General features: G+C 68.8%; 27 protein-coding genes. 11 read left to right on the top strand and 16 right to left on the bottom strand.

The window, feature by feature from the left end:
* Positions 1–137 precede the first annotated feature (137 nt).
* Both EJP69_RS17400 and EJP69_RS17395 read left to right on the top strand, forming a co-directional pair.
* A complete protein-coding gene (locus tag EJP69_RS17400; protein WP_126471724.1) occupies positions 138–1,238 on the top strand; it encodes an alpha/beta hydrolase in 1,101 nt (366 codons plus the stop codon).
* Positions 1,239–1,321: 83 nt separating this feature from the next.
* A complete protein-coding gene (locus EJP69_RS17395) occupies positions 1,322–1,804 on the top strand; it encodes a hypothetical protein (protein ID WP_126471722.1) in 483 nt (160 codons plus the stop codon).
* Positions 1,805–1,845: 41 nt separating this feature from the next.
* On the opposite strand, the gene metC is transcribed toward EJP69_RS17395, so the two are convergent.
* The 4 genes from metC to EJP69_RS17375 form a co-directional block, all read right to left on the bottom strand.
* Positions 1,846–3,051: a cystathionine beta-lyase gene (gene metC, locus EJP69_RS17390; RefSeq protein WP_126471720.1), complete on the bottom strand. Its 1,206-nt coding sequence runs from the start codon at positions 3,049–3,051 to the stop codon at positions 1,846–1,848.
* A gap of 60 nt (positions 3,052–3,111) precedes the next feature.
* The gene (locus tag EJP69_RS17385) at positions 3,112–4,122 is read right to left on the bottom strand and encodes a Bug family tripartite tricarboxylate transporter substrate binding protein (RefSeq protein ID WP_093197521.1); all 1,011 of its coding nucleotides are present in this window, start codon (positions 4,120–4,122) and stop codon (positions 3,112–3,114) included.
* 71 nt (positions 4,123–4,193) lie between these two features.
* Entirely contained in the window at positions 4,194–5,777 is a 1,584-nt protein-coding gene (locus EJP69_RS17380) for a rhodanese-like domain-containing protein (protein ID WP_126471718.1), read from the bottom strand.
* 87 nt (positions 5,778–5,864) lie between these two features.
* Positions 5,865–6,455, bottom strand: a complete 591-nt coding sequence (locus tag EJP69_RS17375; protein ID WP_093197515.1) for a cysteine dioxygenase family protein — start codon at positions 6,453–6,455, stop codon at positions 5,865–5,867.
* 106 nt (positions 6,456–6,561) lie between these two features.
* Here EJP69_RS17375 and EJP69_RS17370 point away from each other — a divergent pair, with 106 nt between their 5' ends.
* Positions 6,562–7,440 (top strand): LysR substrate-binding domain-containing protein, encoded by an 879-nt coding sequence (locus EJP69_RS17370; protein WP_093197513.1) that lies wholly within the window; start codon positions 6,562–6,564, stop codon positions 7,438–7,440.
* A gap of 21 nt (positions 7,441–7,461) precedes the next feature.
* Here EJP69_RS17370 and EJP69_RS17365 read toward each other — a convergent pair whose 3' ends face one another.
* The 8 genes from EJP69_RS17365 to EJP69_RS17330 all read right to left on the bottom strand — a co-directional run bounded on the left by EJP69_RS17365 (position 7,462) and on the right by EJP69_RS17330 (position 15,469).
* Complete coding sequence (locus EJP69_RS17365) at positions 7,462–9,054, bottom strand: GGDEF domain-containing protein (RefSeq protein WP_240652184.1); 1,593 nt, start codon at positions 9,052–9,054, stop codon at positions 7,462–7,464.
* Positions 9,055–9,177: 123 nt separating this feature from the next.
* Positions 9,178–9,999 carry a GNAT family N-acetyltransferase gene (locus EJP69_RS17360; RefSeq protein ID WP_093197507.1) on the bottom strand — a complete coding sequence of 274 codons (822 nt, stop codon included), beginning with the start codon at positions 9,997–9,999 and terminating at the stop codon, positions 9,178–9,180.
* A 29-nt stretch (positions 10,000–10,028) separates the two neighbouring features.
* Entirely contained in the window at positions 10,029–11,123 is a 1,095-nt protein-coding gene (locus EJP69_RS17355) for a hypothetical protein (protein WP_126471715.1), read from the bottom strand.
* On the bottom strand, positions 11,123–12,070 hold the full coding sequence (locus EJP69_RS17350; RefSeq protein WP_126471713.1) for a methyltransferase: 948 nt from the start codon (positions 12,068–12,070) through the stop codon (positions 11,123–11,125). The genes EJP69_RS17355 and EJP69_RS17350 overlap by 1 nt, the downstream gene beginning before the upstream one ends.
* Complete coding sequence (locus EJP69_RS17345) at positions 12,064–12,948, bottom strand: iron-containing redox enzyme family protein (protein ID WP_126471711.1); 885 nt, start codon at positions 12,946–12,948, stop codon at positions 12,064–12,066. Before EJP69_RS17345 ends, EJP69_RS17350 begins: the two co-directional genes overlap by 7 nt.
* A gap of 116 nt (positions 12,949–13,064) precedes the next feature.
* The gene (locus EJP69_RS17340) at positions 13,065–13,895 is read right to left on the bottom strand and encodes an urease accessory protein UreD (protein WP_126471709.1); all 831 of its coding nucleotides are present in this window, start codon (positions 13,893–13,895) and stop codon (positions 13,065–13,067) included.
* A gap of 24 nt (positions 13,896–13,919) precedes the next feature.
* Positions 13,920–14,450, bottom strand: a complete 531-nt coding sequence (locus EJP69_RS17335; RefSeq protein ID WP_093197494.1) for a nucleoside deaminase — start codon at positions 14,448–14,450, stop codon at positions 13,920–13,922.
* Entirely contained in the window at positions 14,447–15,469 is a 1,023-nt protein-coding gene (locus EJP69_RS17330; RefSeq protein WP_126471707.1) for an ABC transporter substrate-binding protein, read from the bottom strand. The genes EJP69_RS17335 and EJP69_RS17330 overlap by 4 nt, the downstream gene beginning before the upstream one ends.
* A gap of 375 nt (positions 15,470–15,844) precedes the next feature.
* On the opposite strand from EJP69_RS17330, the gene EJP69_RS17325 reads away from it, so the two are divergent.
* The gene (locus EJP69_RS17325; protein ID WP_093197490.1) at positions 15,845–16,927 is read left to right on the top strand and encodes an aromatic ring-hydroxylating dioxygenase subunit alpha; all 1,083 of its coding nucleotides are present in this window, start codon (positions 15,845–15,847) and stop codon (positions 16,925–16,927) included.
* Positions 16,928–16,948: 21 nt separating this feature from the next.
* Here the strand turns inward: EJP69_RS17325 and EJP69_RS17320 are convergent, their stop codons facing one another.
* Entirely contained in the window at positions 16,949–18,250 is a 1,302-nt protein-coding gene (locus tag EJP69_RS17320; RefSeq protein ID WP_126471705.1) for a D-amino acid dehydrogenase, read from the bottom strand.
* Between the two features lie 128 nt (positions 18,251–18,378).
* On the opposite strand from EJP69_RS17320, the gene EJP69_RS17315 reads away from it, so the two are divergent.
* The 3 genes from EJP69_RS17315 to EJP69_RS17305 are packed head-to-tail and all read left to right on the top strand — an operon-like array spanning position 18,379 to position 19,784.
* Complete coding sequence (locus tag EJP69_RS17315) at positions 18,379–18,846, top strand: winged helix-turn-helix transcriptional regulator (RefSeq protein ID WP_093197485.1); 468 nt, start codon at positions 18,379–18,381, stop codon at positions 18,844–18,846.
* A 12-nt stretch (positions 18,847–18,858) separates the two neighbouring features.
* Complete coding sequence (locus EJP69_RS17310; RefSeq protein ID WP_126471703.1) at positions 18,859–19,386, top strand: GNAT family N-acetyltransferase; 528 nt, start codon at positions 18,859–18,861, stop codon at positions 19,384–19,386.
* Positions 19,383–19,784, top strand: a complete 402-nt coding sequence (locus EJP69_RS17305; RefSeq protein WP_093197483.1) for an OsmC family protein — start codon at positions 19,383–19,385, stop codon at positions 19,782–19,784. Before EJP69_RS17310 ends, EJP69_RS17305 begins: the two co-directional genes overlap by 4 nt.
* 21 nt (positions 19,785–19,805) lie before the next feature.
* On the opposite strand, the gene EJP69_RS17300 is transcribed toward EJP69_RS17305, so the two are convergent.
* Together EJP69_RS17300 and EJP69_RS17295 are read right to left on the bottom strand one after the other, a co-directional pair.
* Positions 19,806–20,993, bottom strand: coding sequence for a serine hydrolase domain-containing protein (locus EJP69_RS17300; RefSeq protein WP_126471701.1), 1,188 nt, complete (start codon positions 20,991–20,993; stop codon positions 19,806–19,808).
* Positions 20,990–21,343, bottom strand: coding sequence for a winged helix-turn-helix transcriptional regulator (locus EJP69_RS17295; protein ID WP_093198433.1), 354 nt, complete (start codon positions 21,341–21,343; stop codon positions 20,990–20,992). Before EJP69_RS17295 ends, EJP69_RS17300 begins: the two co-directional genes overlap by 4 nt.
* Before the next feature lie 128 nt (positions 21,344–21,471).
* On the opposite strand from EJP69_RS17295, the gene EJP69_RS17290 reads away from it, so the two are divergent.
* A complete protein-coding gene (locus tag EJP69_RS17290; RefSeq protein WP_126471699.1) occupies positions 21,472–22,374 on the top strand; it encodes an NAD(P)-dependent oxidoreductase in 903 nt (300 codons plus the stop codon).
* A 1-nt stretch (position 22,375) separates the two neighbouring features.
* Here EJP69_RS17290 and EJP69_RS17285 read toward each other — a convergent pair whose 3' ends face one another.
* Positions 22,376–23,437 (bottom strand): alpha/beta hydrolase, encoded by a 1,062-nt coding sequence (locus EJP69_RS17285; protein WP_170217149.1) that lies wholly within the window; start codon positions 23,435–23,437, stop codon positions 22,376–22,378.
* Positions 23,438–23,680: 243 nt separating this feature from the next.
* On the opposite strand from EJP69_RS17285, the gene EJP69_RS17280 reads away from it, so the two are divergent.
* From EJP69_RS17280 to lpxO, 3 genes are all read left to right on the top strand, one after another.
* Positions 23,681–24,364, top strand: a complete 684-nt coding sequence (locus EJP69_RS17280) for a response regulator (RefSeq protein ID WP_093197474.1) — start codon at positions 23,681–23,683, stop codon at positions 24,362–24,364.
* Complete coding sequence (locus EJP69_RS17275; RefSeq protein WP_126471695.1) at positions 24,361–25,788, top strand: sensor histidine kinase; 1,428 nt, start codon at positions 24,361–24,363, stop codon at positions 25,786–25,788. The genes EJP69_RS17280 and EJP69_RS17275 overlap by 4 nt, the downstream gene beginning before the upstream one ends.
* A gap of 93 nt (positions 25,789–25,881) precedes the next feature.
* The gene (lpxO, locus tag EJP69_RS17270; protein ID WP_093197469.1) at positions 25,882–26,778 is read left to right on the top strand and encodes a lipid A hydroxylase LpxO; all 897 of its coding nucleotides are present in this window, start codon (positions 25,882–25,884) and stop codon (positions 26,776–26,778) included.
* Positions 26,779–26,785 lie beyond the last annotated feature (7 nt).

The raw sequence follows: 26,785 nt of genomic DNA, 5'->3' as shown, positions 1-26,785 counted from the left end.
GCTTTTGTCCGCATCGGACGCAATCGCGATGCCTTCGCTTGGGGTTTCAACGGGTGCTTGCCGCGTGCGTGCAATGCGAGCATCGATGCGCACGGCCTTCAGCCGGCGCCATCCACAAGACAAAGAAGAGGAAGCCGATGATTTCCAGGATCTCGCGCGCCGCGGCGCTGCTCGCTGCCGTCGTACTGTCTGCGTGCTCCACGCAAGCCCCGCAGACCTATGCCGAGAAGGCCACCGCACAGGCCGCGGCCAATGCGCAGCCCGGCGGGCGGCGCTCGCCGGCCCAGCTCAGCCCCGTGCCCACGAACGAGGTGAGCCCGCAGATGCAGGCGCTGATCGCGGCGCCGTACCCGCCGCATTTCAACGCGGCGCCCAAGGACGCGGCGGAGTGGAAGCAGCTCACCAACAGCCGCGCCGCGCCGGTGATCGCTGCGATACCCGCGCTGAAGCAGAAGCTCGGCGTCTCCGTGCAGGCCACGAAGATCGCGGGCGTGAACGCCTTCATCGTCACGCCCAACAAGATCGCGCCCGGCAACGAGAAGCGGCTGCTGATGCACGTGCACGGCGGCGGCTACGTGTTCGGCCCCGGCGAGTCGGCCCTGCCCGAGGCGATCCTGCTGGCCGGCATCGGCGGCTACAAGGTCGTCTCCGTCGACTACCGCATGCCGCCGGACTTCCCGTACCCGGCCGCCATGGACGACGCGATGGCCGTATGGAAGGAATTGGTGAAGACCAACAGGCCGAGGAACATGGCGGTCTTCGGCACTTCCACCGGCGGCGCAATGACGCTGGCGCTGGTGCTGCGCGCCAAGGCGGAGAACGTGCCGCTGCCCGCCGCCATCGCACCGGGCACACCGTGGTCCGACATCTCGAAGATCGGCGACAGCTACCAGACCAACGAATGGATAGACAACATCCTCGTCACCTGGGACGGCTGGCTCGGCCGCGCCGCGCTGCTGTACGCGGCGGGCCGCGACCTGAAGGATCCGCAGCTCTCGCCGATCTACGGCGACTTCAAGGGTTTTCCGCCCGCGATCCTGACCAGCGGCACGCGCGACCTGTTCCTGTCGAACACCGTGCGTACCCATCGCAAGCTGCGCCGCGCAGGCGTGGAAGCCGAGCTCAACGTGTACGAGGGACAGTCGCACGCGCAATACGGCATCAATCCGGATGCGCCTGAGACGAGGGAGGCGTTCGGCGATATCGCGCGGTTCTTCGACAGGCATCTGGGGCGCTGATCGGGGAAAACCGCTAGCCGACCTTCGTCACCCTGGCGTTTCCCATGGGGTAAGGTTGCTCCTTCAGTAAAAGGAGCGAGGAAATGAAAAGGTTCGGCGTTGCCGTTCTGTTGGCCGCTTGTTCGGCCGCCCATGCCGTAGGCTGGAACTACGAAGAGTCGGTCGACAAGATGACAGGGAAGAAATCTGCAAGCGCTCAGACGGTTTCGGACAACTTGCTGAATTTCGACTTTCCCTATCAAGGAAAAAACCGGGGCTACCTCCCCGTCCGTCAGCATCCTCAGTACGGGCTTGATGTCCTCATTTCGATCGACAAGGGGCAGATGCTCTGCAGCACCTATGACTGCAAGGTCACGATCAAATTCGACGACGGGCCTCCGGTGCGCTTCGGGGGCAACGGGCCGGCTGACCACAGCAGCGAGACGATCTTTCTACAGGGCGCGGGCAAGTTCATTGCATCGGCAAAGAAGGCAAAGAAGATCCTCGTGCAGTTCAATGCCTTCAAGAATGGATCGCCCGTGCTGGAGTTCAGTACGCCGCAATCGCTGGACTGGCCGAGGAAGTAGGCGCGCAGCGACCAGGACATGCGACACATGGAGGCTCGATCTCAGGTCACCATGTTCATCGCATCGAACCCACGCGCCAGATCCGCCGTGAGATCCGCCGGCGCCTCAAGCCCAACATGCAGCCGCACCACCGGCCCACGCTTGCTCCAGTCCGTCACGCTGCGCGCGGCGCGCATGTTGGTCCATGCGACGAGGCTCTCGTAGCCGCCCCATGACGAGCCGCGCCCGAAGAGGCTGAGCGCATCGACGAAGCGCTCGACCGCTGCGTTCTCGACGCCCGGCTGCAGCTCGATGGAAAGCAGCCCGTTCGTTCCGCTGCAATCGCGCTTCCAGATCTCGTGCCCCGGGTGCTGAGACAGGGCCGGGCAGAACACGGTCGCGACTTCGGGGCGCTTCTCCAGCCAGTGCGCGACTTCGAGCGCATGCCGCTCGTGCACCTGCAGGCGCGCTGAAAGCGTGCGCATGCCGCGCAGCACCAGCCATGCGTCGTCGGGGCTCACGGTCATGCCGAAGGCGTCGCAGCGTTCGTTGAGCGGGCGCCATGCGGCCTCGGTCGTGGCGACGGTGCCCATCATCACGTCGGAGTGGCCCGAGAGGTACTTGGTGGCGGCCATCGTCGAGATGTCGGCGCCCAGCGCGAGAGGGCGGTACTGGCAGCCGGAGCCCCAGGTGTTGTCGGCGGCGAGCAGCGCGCCGCGCGAGTGGGCCAGTTCGGCGAGCTTCGGCAGGTCGCACATCTCGTAGACCAGCGAGCCGGGGCACTCGGCGTACACCAGCCGCGTGTTCGGCTCGAACAGCTCCTCGATGCCGCTGCCGTCCGCCGCGAAGAACGAGCTGCGGATGCCGTACGGCTCCAGGAACGAGTGCACGAGGTTGCGCGTGGGCTCGTACACGCTGTCCGACATCAGCACGTGGTCGCCCGGCTTCAGGTACGACAGCAGCACCATGCCGATGGCGGCGAGGCCGGTCGGAAAGAGCCGCGTCCGGTAGGCGCCCTCGAGTTCGCTCACCGCGTCTTCCAGCGCGAACGCGGTCGGCGTGCCGCGCGCGCCGTAGCTGAAGACGCGCTCCTCGTCGCGCCGCGCCCGTGCGTCGCGCATCGCCCCCACGCTGTCGAACAGCACGGTGCTCGCGCGCACCAGAGGCACGTTGACGGGTGATCCGCCGGCGTACGACGCGGTCTTGCCGGTGCGGGTGAGCCGGGTGTCGAGCTTCAGGTCGGCGGGAGCGTTGTGCGAGTCGGACATGTGCAGAGGAGGCGAGGAGAAGAGAAGACGAGGAGCGGGCGGCCCGCTATGTTGCTCCAATCAGTCGGCGCGCGCACCGGAAAGCTTGACGATGCGCGACCAGCGATCGATGTCCTGCTTCAGCTGCGCGGCGAAGGCCTCGGGCGTGCTTGCCACCACCTCGCTGCCGCCGTCGGTGACGAGCTTGCTCACTTCGGGCATGCGCAGGGTGCGCACGATGGCTTCGTTGAGGAAGGCCACGCGCTCGGGCGGTGTGCCGGCGGGGGCGAAGAAGCCGTACCAGTCCTCGAATCGCGCGCCGTGATAGCCCAGCTCTTCCAGCGTGGGCACCTTGGCGAACACGCCGATGCGGCGCGGGCTGGTAACGGCCAGCACGCGCAGCTTGCCGCCTTGCACCATGCCGGCCACCGATGCGGTGGAGGTGACCATCACGTCGACCTGCCCGCCGATCAGGTCGGTGAGCGCGGGGCCGGCGCCCTTGTAGGGCACGTGCGTCATTTCCACGCCGTTGTCCTTCGCGAGCACCACGCCGACGAGGTGCGACAGCGTGCCGTTGCCCGGCGTCGCGTAGGTCACCTTGCCGGGGCTCGCCTTCGCCTTGGCGGCGAGGTCGGCGAAGCTCTTGATGGGCGAGTTGGCTTCCACCACCAGCGCGAGCGGAGCGGCGTTGATCTGCGTGATGGGAACGAAGTTCTTGATCGGATCGAAGCCGGGCGACGCATACAGCGACGGGTTCACGGCCATGATCGACACCTGCGAGGTCAGCACCGTGTAGCCGTCGGCCTTGGCATCGGCCACGGCCTTGGCGCCGATGTTGCCGCCGGCGCCGCCCCGGTTGTCGACCACGGCGGGCTGTCCCATGATTTCCGGCAGGCGCGTGGTGACGAGGCGCGCGGTGGCGTCGTTGCCGCCGCCCGGCGGGAACGGCGAGATGAACTTCACCGGTTGCGACGGGAAGCCGTTTCGCGGCGCCATCGGTTCGGCTGTGGCTGGCTGCAGTGCGAGTGCCGAGAGCCAGGCGGCTGCGACGGCGAGACGGGCGATATGCGGGATGCGGCTGGCGAACGACATGACGAAACTCCTGGAATAGGAACTGACAAGGACGAACAGAAAGCGGGACCGTTGGCTGGCTGGCGGGCAGGTCAGCCGTGCGATGCGGCGGCGGGCAGCCGGAAGGCCGCGCGCTCCTGCGCATCGAGCTGCGCGACCAGGCCGGTCTCCCATGCGAGGTAGCGGCGCGCGGCTTCCTTGTTGCCGTCGTGCCGGTCGTGCACGAAGAACAGGTAGTCGATGCAGTCCGCATCGGCGGGCAGTGCGGGAGTGGCTTCCACCGGCAGGCCGGCGGCGCTCCAGGCGGCCATGCCGCCCGCCAGCAGCAGCGGGGCGGGCGAGATGCCGGCGAGTTCGGAGGCGGCCGCCCATGCGGCGAGCGCCGCGTCGTCGGCGATCAGCACCAGCTGGCGGGTCTCGCTCTTCACATCGGCCGCGAGGCGAGGCCGGATCGACCAGCGCGCCTGCGCAATGTGGCCGGCGCGAAACTGCATGCTGCCGCGCAGGTCGATCACCGCCACGTCGTTGCGCTCGATGCGTGCCGCGAGGGCCTGCGCGTCGATGGTGGCCAGCGCGGGCGCCACTGGTGCCGCAACCGGTGCGAGCGAGAGCCCGCTCGCCAGGCCACCTTCGAGCACGCTCGCGTCATGCCCCATCTGCCGCAGCCAGCTCGCGATGGTGGGCGCGCGCACGCCGTCGTTGTCGAACAGCACCAGCCGCGCGCCGCGCACGCCGAAGTACTGGTCGCCAGCCTGCATCAGCTGGCCGCCGGGCGTGTGCTGTGCGCCGGGCAGGCTGCCGGCCGCGAATTCTTCCGGAGTGCGCACGTCGCACAGGAACAGGCTGCGGCCCGCGTCGTCGGCCCACTGGCGCACGGTCTGCGCGTTCACGCTCGGCACGTCGAAGCGCGCGGCCAGCGCCTTCGCGGCGGGACGCAGGTCGGTGTTGCCGCTGTCGTCGGCGTAGCGCTGCGTGCCGCCGTGCTCCAGCTTGTGGTCGTTGAGGTACCAGCCCTGCGTGCCGTTCTCCAGCGCATACACCGGGTTGGGCAGGCCGAGGCTGATGAGCGTCTGCGCACCGATGATGCTGCGCGTGCGGCCTGCGCAGTTGATGACGATGGGCGTGGTGGTGTCGGGCACCAGCCGGCGCACGCGGTAGGCCAGCTCGCCGTTGGGGCAGCAGGTGGCGCCGGGGATGTTCATCTTGCGGAACTCGCCGGTGGGGCGGCCGTCGAGCACCACCACCTTGTCCTTGCGCGCCAGCATGTCGGCCAGCTGGTCGGCGCTGACGCGGGGCGTGTGATAGACCTCTTCGGCCAGCTCGCCGAAGGTCTTCGAAGGCAGGTTCACGCCCGCGAAGAGCACGTAGCCCGCCGCCTTCCATGCGGGGGCGCCGCCCTGCAGCACGTGCACGTCGGTGTAGCCCAGCGCGGCGAGCCGCGCGGCGGCGCGCTCGGCGACCTTGGTGCCGTCGCCCTCGTCGTAGACAACCGTGCGTGCGCCGCGGCGCGGCACGAGGCGCGGCGCGTCGAGCTCCAGCCGGCTGAAGGGCAGGGGGATGCCGTAGAACAGGTGCGCCTCGCCGTACTGGCCGTGCTCGCGCACGTCGAGCAATGCGATCTCGCCGCCGTCGTGCAGCCAGGATTTGAGGGTCTTCGGGTCGATGAAGGAAGTCATGAGGGAAAGTCGTCGGGACGAACGAAGTCCTGCGGGGCCACGGCGCGCGGCCCGCATGAGGAAGGGATGTGAATGGGGAAGCCGCGGCTAGCGGCGCGTCTGCACGCCGATGCCCATGGTCTGGTACGTGCCGGCAGCCAGGTCGTAGGCGGTGCGGCTGTTCAGCGTCTCGAGGGCGCGGCCGTACATGTGCAGGTGGCGGATGACCTGCTCGCCCTGGATCTCGACCGAGTGGATGTCCTCGGGCATCAGCGCGATGCCCTTGCCCGGCGCGACGACCACCAGCTCGGTCTGCTTCAGCTTGCCCACGCCCGGCACGCTGCCGTCGTCGGTGCGCTCGTACACGCGGTTGTGCTCGGTGCCTTCCACGGCCGCGATGCAGGCCCAGGTCGTGTGGTTGTGCGGAACGATCTTCTTGCCCGGGCGCATCACGTTCAGGTAGAGCGCATAGCTCTGGTCCGGGTCCTCGGCGATCAGGTAGCGGGCCTGGTGCTCACCGGCCTCGGGCGGTGGGAAGTCGGCGGCGCCCCAGTATTCGGTGTGCGCGGCCAGGCCTTGCAGCGAATCGAGCACCACGTCGAGTTTTTCGCGGGTGGCTTCAGCGCCGCCGATGGCTTTCTTCATCTCGGCGATGGACGCCTCGACGGCCCGGCTGCGTTGCTCGGATGGGGTGCTCATGCGGTTTCTCCAGTGGGGTTGCCTGTTTCGTGTGCATCCACTGTAGTGACGGGGGCGTGACGCAACAATCCAGCCGACGCAGTAAACACATTAATAAAATTGATGTATGCCCACGCTAGATCTCGAGTTGCTGCGCTCCTTCGCGGCCGTCGTCAGCCTCCACAGCTTTGCCGCCGCCGCCGTGCACCTGGGGCGCACGCAGTCGGCCATCACGCAGCAGATGCAGCGGCTGGAAGAGCAGATCGGCCACCCGCTGTTCGTCAAGCAGGGCCGGCAGAAGCGGCTGACGGAGCACGGCGAGAGGCTGCTCACCTACGCGCACCACATGCTGGCGCTGAACGACGAGGCGCTGCGCAGCCTGCGGCAGGGGCAGCTGGAGGGCAACCTGCGCATCGGCGCGCCGCACGACGTGGCCGAGACCATGCTGCCGCTGCTGCTGGCCGAGGTGGCGCGCACCTCGCCGCTGCTGCAGCTGGACATCCACATCGGCCGCAGCCCCTACCTGATGACTTCGCTCAAGAGCGGCGAGGTCGACATGATCATCTCCAACCGAGCCGACGCGCAGTCGCAGTTCGAGGGCGTGGTGCTGCGCAACTCGCCCACCGTGTGGCTGTGCGCCGCGAGCTACGTGCACGACCCGACCAAGCCGGTGCCGCTCATCATGGCCGACGGGCCCAGCATCTTCCGCCGCATCGGCCACGAGGCGCTCGACACGGCGGGCGTGGCCTGGACGCCGCGCTACACCTCGTCGAGCCTGATCGGCATCAAGGCCGCGCTGCGAGCCGGGCTGGGCGTGACGGCGCGCGGCGTGGAGCAGCTCGACGCCGGCCTGCGCGTGCTCGGCGCGGGCGACGGCATGCCCAGGCTGCCCGACCTGGCCTACTACCTCTACGTGCGCAGCCACGTGGTGAACCCGGTCACGCGGCAGGTGTTCGAGACGCTGAAGAAGCACCTGCGGCTGCCGCGTACCGACATGCCGGCGTAGGAGCCGAAGCGGCGCCAGGGCTTACGTCCCGGTCGCCACGCCCGTCATCGCATAGCTGCCGCGCCCGCCCTGCTTGGCCCGGTACATCGCCTTGTCGGCCGCGGCGAGCAGGTCCTGCGGGGTTTCGCTCCCGTTGCCCAGGGCGATGCCGATCGACGCGCCGATCGCCATGCCGGCCAGTTCCTGCGGCAGCGGCGCGGCAATGGCGTCGATGCATCGCTGCGCCAGCACCAGCGCGCCCTGTTCCGCCGGCGCCTTGAGGCCGGTGGCGAGCAGCACGAATTCGTCGCCCCCGATGCGCGCCACGGTGTCGGTCTGCCGCACCAGGCACTGCAGGCGGCGCGCGATTTCCCCGAGGGCCTTGTCGCCCGCCTCGTGGCCGAAGGTGTCGTTGAGGCTCTTGAATCCGTCGAGATCCAGGTAGAGCACGGCCACCTGGTGCCCGTGCCGCCCGGCGTGGGCCAGCGCCTGCTGCAGCCGGTCGCGCAGCAGCTGGCGGTTGGGCAGGCCGGTCAGCGCGTCGTGGTGAGCGAGGTGCGCCAGCGCCTCCTGGTTGTCGACGAGCTTGGCCAGCAGACGGTTGAAGGCCTGCGTGAGGTGCCCGATCTCGTCGTCGCGCACCACCCGCAGCGGCGCCAGCGCGAGTTCGCCGCGGGTCATGCGGTCGGCCTGGTCGGCGGCGCGGAAGAGCGGCCGCAGCAGCCAGGTCATGATCAGGCCGATCACGAGCAGCACCGCGGTCACGGCGGGCGCGCGTTGCTGCAGGATGAAGGTCTGCATGCGCGCCACCGGCGCCAGCGCTTCCGAGACCGGCAGCCGCGCCACCACGAACCAGCCGGCGCTGGGCACCGACGCGATGGCGGATATCTCGTCGATGCCCCGGGCGTTGCGCGTCGTGCCGCTGCCGCGAAAGCCCGCCATGGCGCGGTCGTGCAGCAGGTTCACGCCATCGGCCGGCGTCGGCTTGAGGGACATCGAGACGTCCGTCGAGGCGACGAAGAGGCGGTCGCGCGGCGAGATCACCAGGATGCCGCCGTTCTGGCCCACGCGCCCCTCCTGCAGGTGGTCGAGCAGGCCGTCGGCCGTGAGGTCCGCCATGCCGAGCAGCACTGCGATGACTTGGCCGGCGGCGTTGCGCACGGGCACGCCCATGGGCAGGGCCGAGTGCTGCGAGGCCGTGGCCCGTGGCCGGCCCACGGCGCGCCGCCCGGCGGATGCGGCGGTGAATTCCGGACTGTCCGTTGTGATTTGTCCGGAGTCGTCGAGCCGCTTGCCGTCGATGTCGGCGACCGCCAGGCCCAGCGGGAAGAGGTCGCTCAGCGCGCCTCGCTCCGCCAGCCACGCATGCAGTTGCCGGGGCTGCGACATGAGTTCCGGCGGCAGGGCGAGGGCCAGTCGTTCCAGGAAGGACAGCCGCTCGACGATGTAGTTGTCCACGTCGCGGGCCACGTAGGCGGCCAGCGCCGTCTGCTGCGTCGCCACCGACTTCGTCAGGTCCTCCCGCAGGAAGCGGGTGAGCTGGATGTAGCTGGCCGCGGTGCCGACGAGCGCCATCGCCAGGCCCATGACGAGGAGACGGAAAACCAGACTGTTGGCGGTTCTTCGGAAGGTCACGCTGGCGGCAGGTCTTGAGGCGGGCTGGTGCGGGACTGTATCCGAAGCGCTCCTGCTGCCCTTTCGGCGCCGTTTTCGCGCCCGTTTTGCGCCGTCTTCGCGTTGCCGTTCAGGTGCCCGTGTTCACGCCTGAATGCCGAAGAAATGCTGGCGGTAGCGCGGCGAAACCTCGTCCACCCGCAGCATCAGCGGCAGGTCGGCGGTGTTGAATGCCACGTCGAGCGCGGGCGGCCCGAGCAGGCGCGCGCCGCAGCGCAGGTAGCCCTTGATGAGCGGCGGCGTGGCGGGAGGAGGCAGGTCGCTGTCGGCATCGGTGTCGGGCTCAGCATCGAGCGGCAGCGCGATGCGCGGCTCCACGCGCCAGCGCTCCTCCACTAGGTGGGTGCGGCACAGCCGGTGCCACAGCCGCGCCGCGGCCGTGCCCTGGTCGTCGAGCCCGATGCTGGCGCAGCCGATCATGGTGTCGAGCGCGTGGTCGACCATGTACTGCCCGAGCGCGGTCCACAGCGCCATGATCACGCTGCCCGAGCGCCAGTCGGCGTCCACGCAGGAGCGGCCCAGCTCCAGCGCGCTGCCGCGCAGCGGGGCGAGCGGCGCCAGGTCGAATTCGGTGTCGGTGTAGAAGCCGCCCGCGCGGCGCGCCGCCTCCGGCGTGAGCACGCGGTAGGTGCCGATGAGCGGGCCGGGGCCGTGCACCGGATCGACGGCACGCACCAGCAGGTGGTCGCAGAAGGCGTCGAAGCGGTCCGCGTCCAGCCCGGGCGGCGTGCCCTCGGGCGGCGTCAGCCGGGCGCCCATCTCCTGCGCGAATACGCAGAAGCGCAGGCGCTGCGCTTCGCGAACGTCCTCCTCGCAATCGGCCCAGCGGGTTTCCAGGACGGGCGCCACGGCCGCGAGGGGCGTGGGCGAGCGGTGAGGCAGGGCGTGCGGGGCTGTGATGTCCATGTGCGTGCGACGACTCGGTCGGAAGGTGCTCAGTTGGAAGGTGGATAGCGGTCGACCAGCCGGTTCTGCCGCCGGTTGAGCCGCGCGAGCGCGAGCAGGCCGATGGGCTTCACGCCGGCCCTGCGCTGCGCCGCGCCGATGGCGAACAGCAGCCGCTGCTTGGCGAAGACCATGCGGAAGCCCTGGATCACGCCGATGTCGGGGTCCCACGCCTCGATGGCCTCGGAGCCCGCGCCGTTGACTTCCATGATGGTGAAGCCGCGCCCGGCGCCGAGCTCGCGCAGGCTTTCGTAGCGCACGTCGAAGCGCCCGAAGCGGAAGTCGGGCATGTCGCGAGCTACGGCGTCGATGGCGCGCACCAGCTCAGGCGTGACGAGCGCCGCGCCGTCGCGGTAGAGGCCGCCCACGCGCGTCGAGCCGATGGTGGCCAGCCGCACCTGCTGCCCGGCGGCGGGCACGCTGTCCGGCGGCACGCTGCATTGGTGGCGCGGCGAGCGCGCGATGCGGCGGGCGCGCACGTCGGCCGCCACGAGCTGCGCCACGGTGCTGCGGCCGTCTCCCGTCACGCGGGGAAAGTAGCGCAGCGCCAGCCCGATGACGCGGCCCTCGTCGGTGACCGGATCGCGGGCGTAGAAGATGCCGGCTTCGCCTTCCTGCGGCAGGTAGCGCTGCAGCACCACCGTTTCGTCCGCGGGGAAGACGGCCAGGTAGGCCAGCAGCGCCGCCATGTCGGGCACCAGGCGCACGCCGTAGCCGCACAGGCCCAGGTCGGGCTTGGCGACCACGGGAAACGCGAGGCCGCTGGCGGCCATGGCCTGCCGCAGCGCGTCTTCGGTGGCCGTGCCGTCGTTCAGCACCCCGACGTGTTCGGCCGTGACCGATCGCGCCAGCGGCCCCATGCCCCGGAAGTACTCGAGCTTGCCTTCGCCGGCCATCCCGCCCGAGGTGATGTGCGGATTGGCGGCAGTGGGCACGGTGGCGCCGCCGTAACGCACCGAGAGCCACAGCCACTGCACCACCAGCGGCACGCAGATGAGCCACTTGGGCATGCGCTCCAGCACGCTGCACTCGCGCACCACGGCGAGCCGGGCGGTGTCGATGCCGAGGTCGAGCCCGGCGGCCATCAGGCTGCCTCCGCCGCGCGGGTGGCGACCAGGCCGACCGCGGCGATGCGGTCGATGTGCGCGTACACCGGCCGTTCCAGCTCCTCGCCGAACACGTCGGGGTCGATCTCGGCATAGGACCAGGCCAGGCCCGGTGCCGCGAGCAGCGGCTGCATCTCGGCGAGGAAGGGGTCCTCGCCGTCGACCATCGCCACGCCGGTGTAGAGCAGCAGCTGCCCGCCCGGCGCGAGCCGTTTCAGCGACTCGGCCGCGATGCGCACGCTGAGCGCCCGCCCCAGCCGCGCGCCGCCGTGGCGGTAGGCGCGCTGCGCGGCGTCGTCGAGGTAGGGCGGGTTCGACATGATGAGATCGAAGTCGCCATCGACCGCCGACAGCGCATCTCCCTGTGCGAGCGCGACGGCGATGCCCGCCACCTCCGCGTTGGTCGCCGTGTACTGAAGGGCGAGCGGGTTGATGTCGTTCATCACCACCGTTGCCGCCGTACCTGCGTCCGCCAGCGCGCGTGCTGCCGCGATACCGCCGGCGCCGCTGCCGCATCCCACGTCGAGCACTCGAAGAGACTGCCGTTGCGCCTTGCGCGAGGCCAGTGCATGGCCAATGAAGCGTGCGAAGCGGCTGGTGTCGGGGCCGAAGAACACGGCGTTCTCCTCGACCGTGGGATAGGCCGAGTGGAAGAACAGGTCGTCGCCCAGGCTGGCGATGCGCACCGTGCTGCGCAGCAGCGATCCCTCGCGCCGCACGATGCCGGCGCGCTCCATGCCGGCCAGCAGTTCGGGCGGCAGCGCGCGCGTCTCGAAGGGCAGGTTCCAGCCGAAGATGTCGCGCAGGGTGGCGCCCGGCTCGCGTCCGCGCCGCGCGAGCACGCGCTGGTGCGTCAGCGGCGTGACCGCGGTGAAGCGGTAGCCGGTGGCCGCCACCTGGCGCAGCACGTCGGCCGCGTTCAGCATGCGGCGACCTCTTCCGGCTGCCGTAGCTCGGCGCCGTAGCGCTCGAAGCAGCGTTCGCCGCAGGTGAGCCGCATCAGCGCGCCCTCGGCGATGAACTGTCCGCAGGCCGGGTCGGCCTCGACCATCGGCAGGATCACCTCGCGATTCCACGCGCGGGAGTGCGACACGTCGAGCGCCGCATGCAGGTCGAAGTAGGCGCGCGCACGGCCGCCGAGGCCCAGCCGCTGCATGCCGGCGGCTACCTGCTTCACGCGGCCGGGGGCCGTGAGCTCGATCACGCCGAGCGCGCCGATGGCGTGGAAGGCGTAGCGCCGCGTGGTGGCCAGCGCGACCATGGTGTTGGCGAGTGCCAGCGATTCCCACACGGTGGTGTCGATGGCCGGGTGCAGGTCGAGCTCGCGCACCATCTGCTCCAGCATCTGGCCGTGCATGGCGCTTTGCTTGCCGTGCCCCATCTCGTCCCAGAAGTTGCGCGCGCATTCCAGCTTGGGCTGCGGCGGCAACTTGACCTGGGCGTAGGCAAGCAGGTCTTCGAAACCGGCCTCGCCCGCGGCCTCCTGCGTGAGAAACCAGCGCATCTGCGGCAGCGTGGCCTCATGCGCCAGCCAGTCGAACAGCGGGTGGCCCTGGCCCGGCCCGTTGTGCGCCAGCGACTCGAACCAGGCGACGAAATGCGCCGCGTTGCCGCAGGCAGCCGACGCGGCCGCCTGCACGGTGGCGCGCAGGCCTTCGACGTACTCGCCTTCGAGCAGGCGGCAGGCATGCTCATGCTCCAGCTCCTCCTTCCACCGGAGCGAAGGGATGCCGGGCCTCAGCCGTGCGGCGTTGAACCGCGCCAGTCGGCGGTGAAGGGTGTCCGGGGTGTCGTCAACAGGCATGGCCGATCCTCGTCATCCGCTGGGCAAGGGGCCAGAGTGCGCCTTTGCGCGGCGGCTGTCCGTCAGACGGTGCCTACAGATTCATCCCCGAGGCCCCGGGGCAGGGCGAAACGGCCTCAGGTGGACCAGATGCGCGGCGTGGCCGCCGGCAGCCGCCACAGCTCCGCGCGCCATGCCTGCCAGACCTGCCGCAGCAGCTGCATCGCGGGTTCGACCACGGGCGCCAGCACCCGCAGCACCACCACTTCGGCGTGCGGGCTGGTGGCGCCGGCGCTTTCGGCCAGCGGGCTCGCGTCGAGCAGCGTGCGCGTGTGCGCCAGCAGGGCGTCGCGCCGGGCGCGCGCGATCGGCGAGCCCGCCACGAAGAAGAGCGAAGCCAGGCAGCGCTGGCCGCCGAGGCCGATGGGGCTCTGCAGCAGGCGCTGGTCAGCCGCGTCGATGCGCCCGCGCTCCAGCCAGACGCCGGGCACCTCGATGTGCTGCAGGTAGGTACCGCGCTCGAAGGGCTGGCCGGCGTTGGGCAGGCCCAGCGCGGTCACGTCCCAGCCGATCAGCTCGGCGCCGGGCGCGGCCTCGATGGAGAGCCGGTTCTCCGCGCGGCAGCCGCTGTAGCAGATGGCCTCGAGCGGCAGCCATTCGAGCCGTGCGCCGGCCTCGAGGCGGATGCGCGTGCGCTGCAGCGCGAGATCGCCCTCGGAGCGGTAGAAGCGCGAGGCGCCGGGCGTGGTGATCAGGCCGTGGCTGCCGTCGGCCGCCTCGATGTCGATGTCGAGCGTGTCGCCGCCCACCAGGCCGCCCGGCGGATGCACCAGCACGTTGTGGCACACGGCGTCGCCCTCGGGATACAGGCTTTGCAGGATGCGCAGCGGGCCGTCATGGCGGAAGCGGGCGACGGTGCGGGAGGCTTCCTGCCGGTAGGAAAGATGGAGACGGGCGTGCCAGGGCATCCGGGGAGTCTAGTGCGCCGGCTTTCAGGTCTTCCAGGCGCCGTCGTGGGCCGCGCTGGCCTCGTCGATCAGCGCCGGCCCGATGCATTCGATGGGATGCGGCGAGGCACGGAACACGTCGCGGCACGAAAGCTCCGCATCGCGCTGGTCCTGCCGCTCGCCGCGGAACACGCGCAGCCGCTCGGCGTCGATGCCGAACACCACGCGGCCGATGTTCGACCAGAAGATCGCGCCCGCGCACATCACGCAGGGCTCGCCCGAGGCGTAGAGCGTGGCGCCGGCCAGCTCCTCGCGCGAGATGTTGCGCCCGGCCAGCGCGCGCAATGCGTTGACCTCGGCATGGGCGGTGCAGTCGCCCGTTTCCGTGTTGCTGTTGCCGGCCTCGGCCAGTATCTCGCCCGCGGCCGAGACGATGACCGAGCCGAAGGGGCGGTTGCCCCGCCGGCGCGCCGCGTGCGACCAGACGATGGCCTTGCGCAGGTAGCGTCCGTCGCGCTCGTCGAGCGCGGTTTCCGCGGGGTAGGTGATGCCGTTGTTGCTGCTGGTGGTGTTCATGCCTTGGGGAGGGAGCGTTCGCTGCGCGATGGAAGCATCGAGGTGTTGAAGATGGCGTCGGAGGCGGGCTTGACTTTCAGGCCGAAGACATCGGCCACTTCGTCGACCTGCTGCTCCAGCGTGAGCTTCTTTATATCGCCGAGGCCGTGGCCGCGCGTGTCGGCGGCGCCCACGTACTGCGCCGTGATGCCCCAGCGCTCGAGTTCGATTTTCTCATCGAGGATGGGCTCGCGCTGGCGCATGGCCGCGATGCTCGGTGCCGGGTTGGCGAAGGTCTCGACGATGGCCCGGTTGCTCGCGCGAAGAAAGGCGGCTACCACCTTCGGGTTCTGCGCGATCAGGTTGCTGCCCGCGAGGATGGCGTTGCCGTACAGGTTGACGCCCGCGTCGGCGTACTTGAGCACCGAGAGCTCCTCGGGCTTCATGCGCGCGAAGAGCGAGACGGCCGAGTCGTGGAAGTAGGTGGCGGCGTCGACGTCGCCGCGCACCATCACGTTGTCGCGCGCGCTGAAGTCGGTGGTCTGCCACTGGAAGGCGTCGGCGCGCATGCCCTGCTTGCGCGCGACCATCGGCCAGGCGCGGCGGGTCGATTCGACGGCCGCCGCAGCGACCTTCTTGCCCGCGAGGCTCCTGAAGTCGCCGTTCACGCCGCGGTCCTTGCGGCCGATGATCACGAACGGTGCGCGGTTGTAGTACTGGTACACAGCTTGCACCATCGGCGTGCCAGGGTTCTGCGCGTTGAACTCCACCAGCGAGCTGATGTCGCCCAGGCCCAGCTGGTAGACGCCGCTGGCGATGCGGGTGATGGATGCGACCGAGCCGGCGCCGGTGTCGATGCTCACGTCCAGCCCTTCGTCGCGGTAGTAGCCTTTGGCGAGCGCAAGGAAGAAGGGCGCGGTCTGCCCGTTGATGCGGAAGTCGAGCGTGAACTTGAGCGGGGTGAGCTTGCCGTTCTGCGCAAGCACGGCGGGGGCGGCGATGGCTGCGGCGCTGGCCGCGAGGAAGGATCGACGTTGCATGTGGGGCCTCGGAAGCTTCGTGTCTTGAATCCGGTCGCCTTTTCCCGGTGAAGGAAGAAGGGCGGCGGGCATTTCAAGAGCAATTTCCGGGCGGGCGCACTTTCATGGTGCGTGCGCTGCTGAACGCTTCTACTCTTGCGGCCGGTCATGCACGACGCATGCCAAGGGCCCTCTCGACTATCTTGCTCGGGTGTTTTGCTCGGGCTTTGCGGGCCGGGGCTTGGAGCGGCGGCGCGGTCGCGCCACAATCCGGGCGCGCAACTTGCAAGGCAGTCTGCGCAGAGTAGAAGCGTTCAGCCGCGCGATGCCCCACGCATCCAGGCAGGAAATTGCTCTTTCAGTTCGTCCCCACACGACCACGGAAGGAGTCCGCGCATGCTCGTCACCCAACAACCCGTCTTCCGCAAGTTCTGGCATGCCGTCATGCCGCTCACCGAACTTGCCAACGGCCCGAAGCCTTTCAGGCTGCTGGGCGAAGACATCGTCCTCTTCATCGACGCCGACGGCCAGCCCGCCGCGCTGCGCGACCGCTGCTGCCACCGCACCGCGAAGCTGTCGAAGGGCTGGTGCGTGGACGCCGAAGGCCAGGCCTGCGGCACCGGCGCGATCCAGTGCGGCTACCACGGCTGGACCTACGACCGCAGTGGCCAGGTCATCCGCATTCCACAGTACGAGCCCGACCGGAAGATCTCGCCGGAATACCGCACCACGGCCTACCGCTGCACCGCGCGCTACGGCTATGCGTGGGTGGCGCTGGAGGAGCCCATCGCCGACATTCCGGCGATTCCGGAGTTCGACGACCCGGGCTACCGCACCATCTTCCAGTTCTACGAGGAGTGGCAGACCAGCCCGATGCGCGCGCTGGAGAACTCCTTCGACAACTCGCACTTCAGCTTCGTGCACCGCGCCACCTTCGGCGTGGCCGCGAGCCCGAAGCCGAGCAAGTACGAGCTGGTGGAGAACGATTCGGGCTTCTACGCGGAGACGGTCATCGAGGCGACCAACCCGGTGAAGTTCCATGCGATCAGCGGCGTGACCGACCCGATCACCACGCGCCACATGCGCAACGCGTATTTCCTGCCGTTCTCGCGCCGGCTCGACATCGAGTATCCGAGCGGCGTGCGCCACATCATCATCAACTGCTTCACGCCCATCGACGACGGCCGCATGCAGCTTTGTCAATGGCTGTTCCGCAACGACACCGAGGCCGACTGCACTGCGCAGATGCTGATCGACTTCGACGAGGCGGTGACGCGCGAGGACAAGGACATCCTCGAGTCGACCGACCCCGACGCGCTGGTCGACACGCGCCGGCGCGGGGTGGAGTATTCGATGGAGTCGGACCGGCCCGGCATGCTGATCCGCAAGCACCTGATGCAGTTGCTCGCGAAGCACGGCGAGGCGGAGGTCTATCGTGGCATGAGCAGTGCCGTGATTCCGATCGCAAAGGCCGCCTGAGCGGCCTCTGCATCAAGCGCATCAAGCCGGCGCGGTCGCCGGGTTCGGGCGCGTTGCGCGCGACGAGCCCGTTTCGTAGCGGTCCATCGCCAGGCCGTCGGTGCGGATCTCGGGGCGCTGGCCCATCACCATGTCGGAGATGAGCTTGCCCGAGCCGCAGGCCATGGTCCAGCCCAGCGTGCCGTGGCCGGTGTTGAGGAACAGGTTGGCGTAGCGCGTGCCGCCGACGATGGGCGTGCTGTCGGGCGTCATCGGGCGCAGGCCGGTCCAGAAGGTGGCCTTCGGCACGTCACCGCCGGGGAACAGGTCGGTCACGACCTTTTCGAGCGTGGCGCGGCGTGCCGGGTTCAGGCGCAGGTCGAAGCCGCCGAGCTCGGCCATGCCGCCCACGCGGATGCGGTTGTCGAAGCGCGTGACGGCCACCTTGTAGGTTTCGTCGAGCACGGTCGACTGCGGCGCCAGCGATTCGTCGAGCAGCGGAACGGTCAGCGAGTAGCCCTTGACCGGGTACACCGGGATGTCCAGCCCCAGCGAGGCGATGGCGGCGCGCGAGTAGCTGCCGAAGGCCATCACGTAGCGGTCGGCCGTGAGGATCTTGCCGGCCGTGGTGCGCACGCCGGTGATGCGGCCGCCGTCGGTTTCGAGGGCGGCGATGGTCTGGCCGAAGCGGAAGTCGACGCCCATGCCGCGTGCAATTTCGGCGAGGCCGCGGGTGAACAGGTGGCAGTCGCCGGTCTCGTCGTTGGGCAGGCGCAGGCCGCCGGTGAGCCGGTCGCGTGCACCGGCCAGCGCGGGCTCGATGCGGGCGAGGCCGTCGCGGTCGAGCAGCTCGTAGGGCACGCCGCATTCCTCGAGCACGGCGATGTCGCGCTCCACCGCGTCGAGCTGGGCCTGCGTGCGGAACAGCTGCAGGGTGCCGCCGGTGCGCTGCTCGTACTGCAGGCCGGTGTCGGCGCGCAGCTGCTGTAGGCAGCCGCGGCTGTATTCGGCCACGCGCATCATGCGTTCCTTGTTCACCGCATAGGCCTCGGGCGAGCAGTTGCGCAGCATGGCGGCCATCCAGCGCAGCTGGAACAGGGTGCCGTCGGGGCGGATCGACAGCGGCGCGTGCTTCTTGAACATCCACTTGATCGCCTTCAGCGGAATGCCCGGCGCGGCCCACGGCGTGGAGTAGCCGGGAGACACCTGGCCGGCGTTGCCGAAGCTGGTTTCCTCGGCGGGGCCGGCCTGCCGGTCGAGCAGGGTGACCTCGGCGCCCGAGCGGGCAAGGTAGTACGCCGTGGTGGTGCCGATCACGCCGCCGCCGAGAACGATGACTTTCATGGTGTATTCGCCGATTCAAATGGAATGAATGGAATCTAAAGTCCTCAATGCAGTGGATTCCACTGATTTCGGCGATTCGGCAGTGGAATACACTGCCGCTCATCGTCCAAGGCCTCCTCCGAAGTGAAATGCCCGAACTCGACCGCATAGACCGCAAGATCCTCGACGTCCTGCAGCGCCAGGGCCGCATGTCCATGACCGAGCTGGCCGAGCACATCGGCCTGTCGGCGTCGCCCTGCGCCGAGCGCGTGAAGCGCATGGAGCGCGACGGCGTCATTACCGGCTACCACGCCCACGTGTCGCCCGAAGCGCTGGACAAGACGCTGCTGGTGTTCGTCGAGATCAAGCTCTCGGCCAAGTCAGGCGACGTGTTCGACAAGGTGCGCAAGGAGCTGCTGCACATGCCCGAGGTGCTCGAATGCCACCTGGTGTCGGGCAGCTTCGACTACCTCGTGAAGGCGCGGCTCAGCGGCATGAGCGAATACCGGCACCTGCTGGGCGACATCCTCAAGAAGCTGCCGGTGGCGGCCGAGTCGCACAGCTACGTGGTGATGGAAGAAATCAAGGAAACGCTGATGCTGGCGGTGGACCGCTGAGCAGCTGAACCGATGAGCACGAACAACGACGTTCCCGACGTCACCATCCGGCCCTGGCGCATCGAGGACTTCGACGCGGTGAAGGCCATCCTCGACGACACCTTCGCCGGCACCTGGCTGCCGGAACTCACGCCCGAGGCCGCCAGGGCCTACGAGGAGAGCGGCGCGCCCGTGGGCTACATCGACGAGAAGGGCCCGGACTTCTTCGTGGCCGAGATCGACGGCGAGGTGGTCGGCATGGTGCACTGGGAGCACGACTTCGTGCACGCGCTGCACGTGCCGGCCATGCACCAGCGCAAGGGCATCGCCCGCGCCCTCATGGCATTCACCGAAGACGGCATGCGCGCCGACGGCGTGGAGCTCGCGCGGCTGGAGACGGACACTTTCAACACGAAGAGCCAGGGCTTTTACCTCGCGCTCGGCTACCGCGAGGCCGACCGCTACCCCGACCTCGAATGGCACAGCGGCTTCACCACCATCCTGTACGTGAAGACGCTTTCTCCCCGAACCGCAACACCCTCCCAGAGGAAACACGCATGAGCATCTCGATCCGCCGCGACGGCACCACCGGCACGCGACACATCCTGAAGATCCGCAACCACGAGATCCCGGTCGACGCATCGCCGGCCGGTGGCGGCAGCGACGCCGGCCCCGAGCCGCACGACCTGTACGACGCGTCGCTCGCGGCCTGCAAGGCGCTCACAGTGCTGATCTACGCGCGCCGCAAGGGCATTCCGGTGGAAGACATCGAGGTGGTGGTCGACCGTGACGACAGCGAGGAGCGCAAGGGCGTCTACCGCCTCAAGTCGGGCCTGCGCCTGAGCGGCGACCTCAGCGAGGCGCAGCGCGAAGAGCTGCTGCGCGTGGCCGGAAAGTGCCCGGTGCACAAGCTCATGACAGAGGTGAAGACGGAGATCGAGACCGGCTGGGCCGAGTGAGCCGGCTCTTCCTCTCGCCAATCACTGCAGCGCGCGATATGTCCGCACCGCGCGCAGCAGCGCCCACAGGCCGGCCTCTGCCGGCACCTTCTTCTCGTTGAACGCCACGGCGATGTAGACGTCGTCCGCCGGCACGTAGGCCACGATGCTCGTGAAGCCCTCGATGCCGCCGCTGTGGCCGAGCATCAGCCCGGGGCCGTCGGGCACGTCGTAGAGCTGCACGCCCATGCCGTAGAACGAGTTGCTGCCGGCGTAGGGGCCGAGCATCGCGGGCATGCCGGTGAACATGCGATGCACCGATTCGCCCGGCAGCACCTTGCCCGCGAGCAATGCGTGCCAGAACACCGCGAGGTCGCCCGCCGTCGATGCCAGCGCGCCTGCCGCATAGGGTGTTGCGTACTGGTCGGGCGCCTCGACCGGCCTGCCCGAAGCATGGCCCGTGGCGACGGGCAGTTCGACGCCGGCCTTGCGCATGACGGTGTGCGTGAGCGCCAGCGGCTTGATGAGCCGCTTCGAAAGCACTTCGGCGAACGGCGCGCCGTCCACCTTCTCGACGATCATTCCGAGCATCGCGTAGCCGGTGTTGCTGTAGCTCCAGTTCGTGCCGGGGCAGAACTGCGGCTTCTGCGATGTGCCGAGCGCGACGATGTCGGCGGGCGTGCGGTAGGCAGTGCCCAGCGACGGCAGCGCGTTGAAGCTCACGAGCCCGCTGGTGTGGCGCAGCAGCTGCTCGATGGTGGTGAGCTTCGCGTTCGGCGCGTCGGGAAACCATTTGTCGATGGTGTCGCCGAGCCCGAGCCCGCCTTCCTCGACGAGCTGCAGCACGACCGCGGCCGTCAGCGTCTTGGCGGTGCTCGCGACCTGGAACTGCTGGTCGGGCACCACGGGCTGCGCCGGCTCCCTGCGCGCCAGGCCGCGCGTGGCGGACCAGATGCCTTCGCCGGGAATGGCGACGGCCACGCTCGCGGCCGGAACGTGCTGCAGCATCTTGTCTAGCGCATCGCCGAGGGCGGCCTGCAGCCCTGCGGGGAGCTGTCCGTCGATGGGACGCTTGAAGTCCCTGCGCCAGACCGTTTCGGGCGCGCTGCGCATCTGCGGGCCGGCCCATGCGGGAGAGGGCGAGCACGCGGCCTGTGCCATGCCCGGCGAGGCATGCAAGGCTGCGCAGAGCGCGAGCAGCGCGGCGGCGGACTTCGCCTGTCTCGTCACTTCGCAGCCTCGGCCCGCGTGCGCGCAGCCTCCACGCGCTTCGCGTAGCGGTCGCCCCAGTCGGCCAGCGGCGCGAGCGCCGCATTGAGCGTGGCGCCCAGCTTCGTTTCCGAGTACTCCACGCGCGGCGGCACTTCGTGGAACACCTCGCGATGGACGATGCCGTCGGTTTCCATCTCGCGCAGCTGCTGGATCAGCATCTTCTCGCTGATGTCGGGCAGCGCCCGCTTCAGCTCGCCGAAGCGCAGGGGCTGCACGTGGAGCTCCCACAGGATCACGGCCTTCCACTTGCCGCCGATCACGTCGAAAGCCGGGCCGATGCCGCAGTTGTAGGGTTTCTTGGATTTCATCTTCATCCCCATCAGTAGGTAATACATACATTTTGGTAAGTACCTAACTTAATTGTAGGTACTTGACCGTTAGGAAGCCCGATTCCTACGATACGTCCATCTTCACAACCCGCAACGAGCGAATCGTCATGAGCAGCAAGAGCAACGACATCAAGGAAGTTTCCGTTCTGGGCCTGGGAGCGATGGGCGAGGCCATCGCGCGGCTCTATCTCGACCAGGGCTACAAGGTGACCGTGTGGAACCGCACGGCAGGCAAGGCCGATGCGCTGGTCGCGAAAGGCGCGGTACTGGCGCGCAGCGCGAGCGAGGCGGTGCGCGCCGCGCGCGTCGTCGTGATGTGCGTCTACGACTACCGCGCGGCCGATGCCATCTTCGCGCTCGACGGCGTCGCCGCCGCCATGGACGGCCGCCTGCTGGTGCAGCTGACCACCGGAAGCCCGCAGGACGCCCGCGACGCGCAGGCGTGGGCGCGCAAGCAAGGCGCCGCCTACCTCGAAGGCGCGATCCAGGCCGCACCCGACCAGATGGGCCAGCCCGACACGCCGCTGCTGGTGTCGGGCGCCAGGCCGGTGTTCGACGAAGCCGAGCCCTGGCTGAAGGCGCTGGCCGGCGGCATCGTCTACCTGGGCGAGGCCGCGAGCGCGGCGGCGGCCATGGACCTCGCCACGCTGTCCACCATCTACGGCACGATGCTCGGCTTCATCCACGGCGCGCGCATCGCCGAGCACGAAGGCTTCGACGTGGCCGAATACGGCCGCATCGTCGCGGGCATCATGCCGACCTTCGCCGGCTTTCTTCAGCACGAGGGCTCCGTCATCCAGTCGGGCGACTTCGCCATCTCGCAGAGCCCGATGCGCATCTCGGTCGAGGCGACGCGGCGCATCCTGCAGTCGGCGCAGGACTCCGGCATCGACACCGGCTTCCCGGCCTTCGCGGCCGGCATCTTCCAGCGGGCGGACGCAGCCGGCCTCGGCGGCGAGGAACTCGCGGCGCTTATCAAGCTGCTGCGCGCGAAGCAAACATCGGCATAGCTCAGGCCCATGTCATGAACTGGATGGCGCGCAGCACCTCGGCCTCGCGCTCCATGATGAAGTCGCCGTGGCTGGCGTTGTCCAGGGTCAGGCGGTTCGGCGTGTCGAGCGCCGCCACGAGCTGATTCGAATTCGTGATGGACACGCGACGGAAGATGCGCAGATAGTCGTCAGCGTCTTTCTGTGTCTTCGCGTCGAGCGGAAGCTCGAGCCACGGGAACATGTCGCGCCTGCCAGAGGGCAGGGCGGTCACGACAAGCGACGGCGCGCGCACGGCCTTGTAGTCCGGCGAGAAGGAGTGTCCGGCTGTGTCCACGGCGGTCTCCACTTCATCGGGGGTATTGAGGCGCACGCTTCCGTCGCCGCGTATGTCGATGGCGTCGCGCAGGTTCGCTTCCAGCGCAGGCCACCAGTTCTTCGAGTTGCGCCGGAAGAAGGCGATGGCGGCCTGCAGGGATCGGCCGTCGTCCGGTGTCGGCTTGGGCTCGTGGAGCAGGCGGTTGTCCGGCACTGTCTCGCCTCCGCTGTCGCCGTCTAAGGTGTAGTCGAAGGTGGTGTCCAGGTAGATGAGTCCTTGCGTCCGTTCCGGATACAGGCCCGCGAATCGCGTGAGCTCGTTGCCCGCGATCGAATGGCCGCCCAGCACCGCGCGCTGCACGCCCAGCGCGTCGAGCACCGCTTTCAGGTCCGCGACCAGCGTATCGACTTCGTAGTACTGCGTGGCGGTCTTCACCGGCATCGGCTTGTCCGAGAGTCCGTAGCCGCGCCGGCTGATGGCGAGCACCCGCGATCTCGCTGCCAGCGCGGGTGCGAGGCTGTCGAAATAGCGTGCGTTGCCGCCCAGTCCGGCCAGCAGCACGATGACGGGGCCGGTGCTGCCGGGCGGCTGCCAGTCGCGTACCTGCAGCGAGACTTCGGGCGTGGCCGACACCTTCACCCGGCGGTCGAAGACCGTGGGCTTGCCGCCGCCACCGGTGCCAACCCCTCCTACCCCTCCGACCCCGACACCGCCGTGGCTGCCGCCACCGCAGGCCGCGAGGCCCGCGACGCCGGTCAGCGCCATGGCATGAAGAATGTCCCGCCGTCGAAGGCGGTAGCGGTCCGGGCGGGCAGTACGTGCCGGGGGCGAGGGCAGGCCATTCACTTGGGGGTTCCGTTTCCGTGTGCAGGGAATGGCTCCAGTGTCCGAGCCGCACCTGAAGGCCTGCTTCGGCATTCATGAAGATTTCCTGAAGTGCCGTGACGGCGCTTGGCAGATACTTCCGCCACATTCCGGAAACGGAGTGGTCAGTTCACGTGGAGGCTCATGAATCTCTTGCTTGTTGAGGACGACCTTGACCTCGGCAATGGCGTGCGCATCGCGCTGGCCAATCAAGGCATGGATGTGGTGTGGGTCCGCAGACTCGACGACGCCCTGCGCACCCTCGACGGCGGCACCTTCGACATGGTCCTGCTCGACCTCGGCCTGCCCGACGGCGACGGGCTCGATCTGCTGTTCCGCCTGCGTCGCGACCGACAGATATTGCCTGTGCTGGTGCTCAGCGCGCGCGACGCGCTCAACGACCGGCTGCGAAGCCTGGACGACGGCGCCGACGACTACCTGGTCAAGCCCTTCGCGCTGGCCGAATTGCTGTCGCGCGTTCGTGCGCTCGCGCGCCGAAGCTACGGCTTCAACGACGAGACCATCCGCATGCGCGGGCTGGCGCTGCACGAGCCCACGCGCGGCGTGATCGTCGACGGCGAGCCGGTCGAGCTGTCGCGCTGCGAGTTCGACCTGCTGGCGCTGCTGCTCAAGCGCACCGGCCGCGTGGTCACGCGCCGCGTGATGGAAGAGCAGGTGCTGCCCGGCGGACAGGCCAACGGCAGCAACTCGCTCGAGGTGCACATCTCCAACCTGCGCAAGAAGATCGGCCAGGGCTACATCCGCACGGTGCGCGGCATCGGCTACGTGATCGACGTGCAATCGCTGGCGCGGAGCACGCAGAAATGATTCAGGCGCTGGCGCAGCGCTGGAAGAACTGGAAACAACCTTCCCTGATGCGGCGCCTGCTGCTTGCGCAGATGGGCGTGGTCGCCCTGCTGTGGACCATGGCCATCGCCCTGCTGCTGTACGACTCCTACGAAGACCCCGAGCTGCTGAAGTTCGACAAGATCTTCCAGACGGTGATCGCGATCGCGAAGAACACCGCCGACCGGCCCGACAAGCAGCAGGAGACCATCGCCGCCTTCGACGCCGCGCTGCTCGAGACCATCGGCGACGGCGACGCCGCCTCGGACACCTCGCCGGTCCTGCAGGTGTGGCAGGGCGACAGGCTCGTCTACCGCTCGACGGCCGCGGTGCCCGTCATCCTCAATAGCGAGCCGAACCGCATCGAGACCGTGAAGGCGGGCAATCGAGAGTGGCGAGCGCGCACGCTGGCCTCGCCCGACAGCGACATCCGCGTGATGCTGGCCGAGCCCAGCGTCTGGCGGCTGACGGTCACCGTGATGTACCGCGGCTACTACCTGCTGCCGCTGGTGATCAGCCTGCCTTTCCTGATCTTTCCCGCGTGGCTGTCGGTGCGTCTCGCGCTGCGGCCCTGGCGCCGCGTGAGCCAGGAAACCGCCGAGCGCGGGCCGGCCGACCTCACGCCGCTGTCGTACACGCCGCCGCACAAGGAGCTGCAGCCGCTGGTGCAGAGCATCAACAGCCTGCTGCAGCGGGTGCGCGACAGCACCTCTCGCGAGCGCAGCCTGATCGCCGACGCCGCCCACGAGCTGCGCACGCCGCTGGCCGCCATGCGCGTGAACGTGGAGGCGCTGAAGGAGCAGAGCACCGACGAGCGCCAGCGCGAGCTCATGGGCAACCTGCTGCGCAGCAACGACCGCGCGGCCCGGCTGGTGGGGCAGCTGCTGCAGCTGATGCGCAGCGACGCGGTTTCCGACAGCGCGCTGCCCGTGATGCTGTCGTTCGACGCGCTGGTGCAGGACCGGCTCGCCATGATCGAAAGCCTGGCCAGCGCCCGCAATGTCGAACTGGAGCTGGAGTGCGAAGACCGCGTGCCGGTGCTCGGCGAGCGCGAGAGCCTGGTCTCGATGATCGACAACCTCATCAACAATGCCATCAAGTACAGCCCGCCCGGCGGCACGGTGGTGGTGAACGTGGCGCGCGACGGCTCGCAGGCCCTGCTGACGGTGGCCGACCAGGGCCCCGGCATTCCGCCCGCGCTGCGCGAGCGGGTGTTCGACCGCTTCTTCCGCAACCCCGACCAGAACCAGAGCGGCAGCGGGCTGGGGCTGGCCATCGTCAAGTCTGTGGTCGACCGCCACGGCGGCGAGGTGATGCTGGGCGAGACCGCCAGTGGCGGCCTGCTGGCCACCGTGCGGCTGCCGCTGGCCTTGGCCGATTCGCCCCAACCCATGCTGTGCAGCTGAAACCTGCCCCGGTGCACGGCCAAAGGGCGCCGTCAGGTCCATTTCGGGGCGAGGAATTACACTACCCGGCGCTGCTTACAGGACACTTTCCAAATGAAGTGGGTCATTCTTGCCATCTTCGCGCTCAGTGCGCTCTACGTTCATTTCCGCGGCCAGGTGCGGCATCGCTTCTTCAGACAGCTCTCTGACCACTCGACCTTCCTGGCCCCGCTGAACGTCTTCATGTACCTTTTCTCGAAGGTGCCGGGTACGCCCTACCTGTCGCCTTCGCAGTTTCCCGAGATGCGCGTGCTCGAGGAGAACTGGGAAGTCATCCGCGAGGAAGCGCTCGCCATGCGCAACGGCGGCAGCATCAAGGCGTCGAACCAGTTCAACGACGTGGGCTTCAACTCCTTCTTCAAGAGCGGCTGGAAGCGCTTCTACCTGAAGTGGTACGACGATGCGCATCCCTCGGCCGCCGTGCTGTGCCCGCGCACCACCGAGCTGCTCAAGGGCATCGGCACCATCAAGGCCGCGATGTTCGCCGAGCTGCCTCCGGGCAGCCGCCTCGTGCGCCACCGCGACCCCTTCGCAGGTTCGCTGCGCTACCACCTGGGCCTGTGGACGCCGGGCGTCGAGGGCTGCTACATCGACGTCGACGGCCAGCGCTACCACTGGCGCGACGGCGAGGCCGTGGTGTTCGACGAAACCTACATCCACTATGCCGAGAACACGACCGACCATGACCGCGTGATCCTGTTCTGCGACATCGAGCGCCCGCTGAAGTACCGCTGGGCCAGCGCGGTGAACCGCTGGTTCGCGAAGAACCTGCTGGCCGCAGCCGCCTCGCCCAACGATGCGAACGACAAGACCGGCGGCCTCAACCGCGCCTTCAAGTACATCTACCAGATCCGCGTGGTCGGCAAGCGCCTCAAGGCCTGGGACAAGCGGGTGTACTACCTCGTGAAGTGGGCCATCTTCGGCGGCCTGGCGCTCTGGATCTTCTGGTAAGCCCCTT

Source organism: Variovorax gossypii (assembly GCF_003965815.1).
Taxonomy (GTDB): domain Bacteria; phylum Pseudomonadota; class Gammaproteobacteria; order Burkholderiales; family Burkholderiaceae_C; genus Variovorax; species Variovorax gossypii.
Note: the sequence above shows the minus strand (reverse complement) of the source record. Positions and strands in the feature narration are given on the sequence as shown.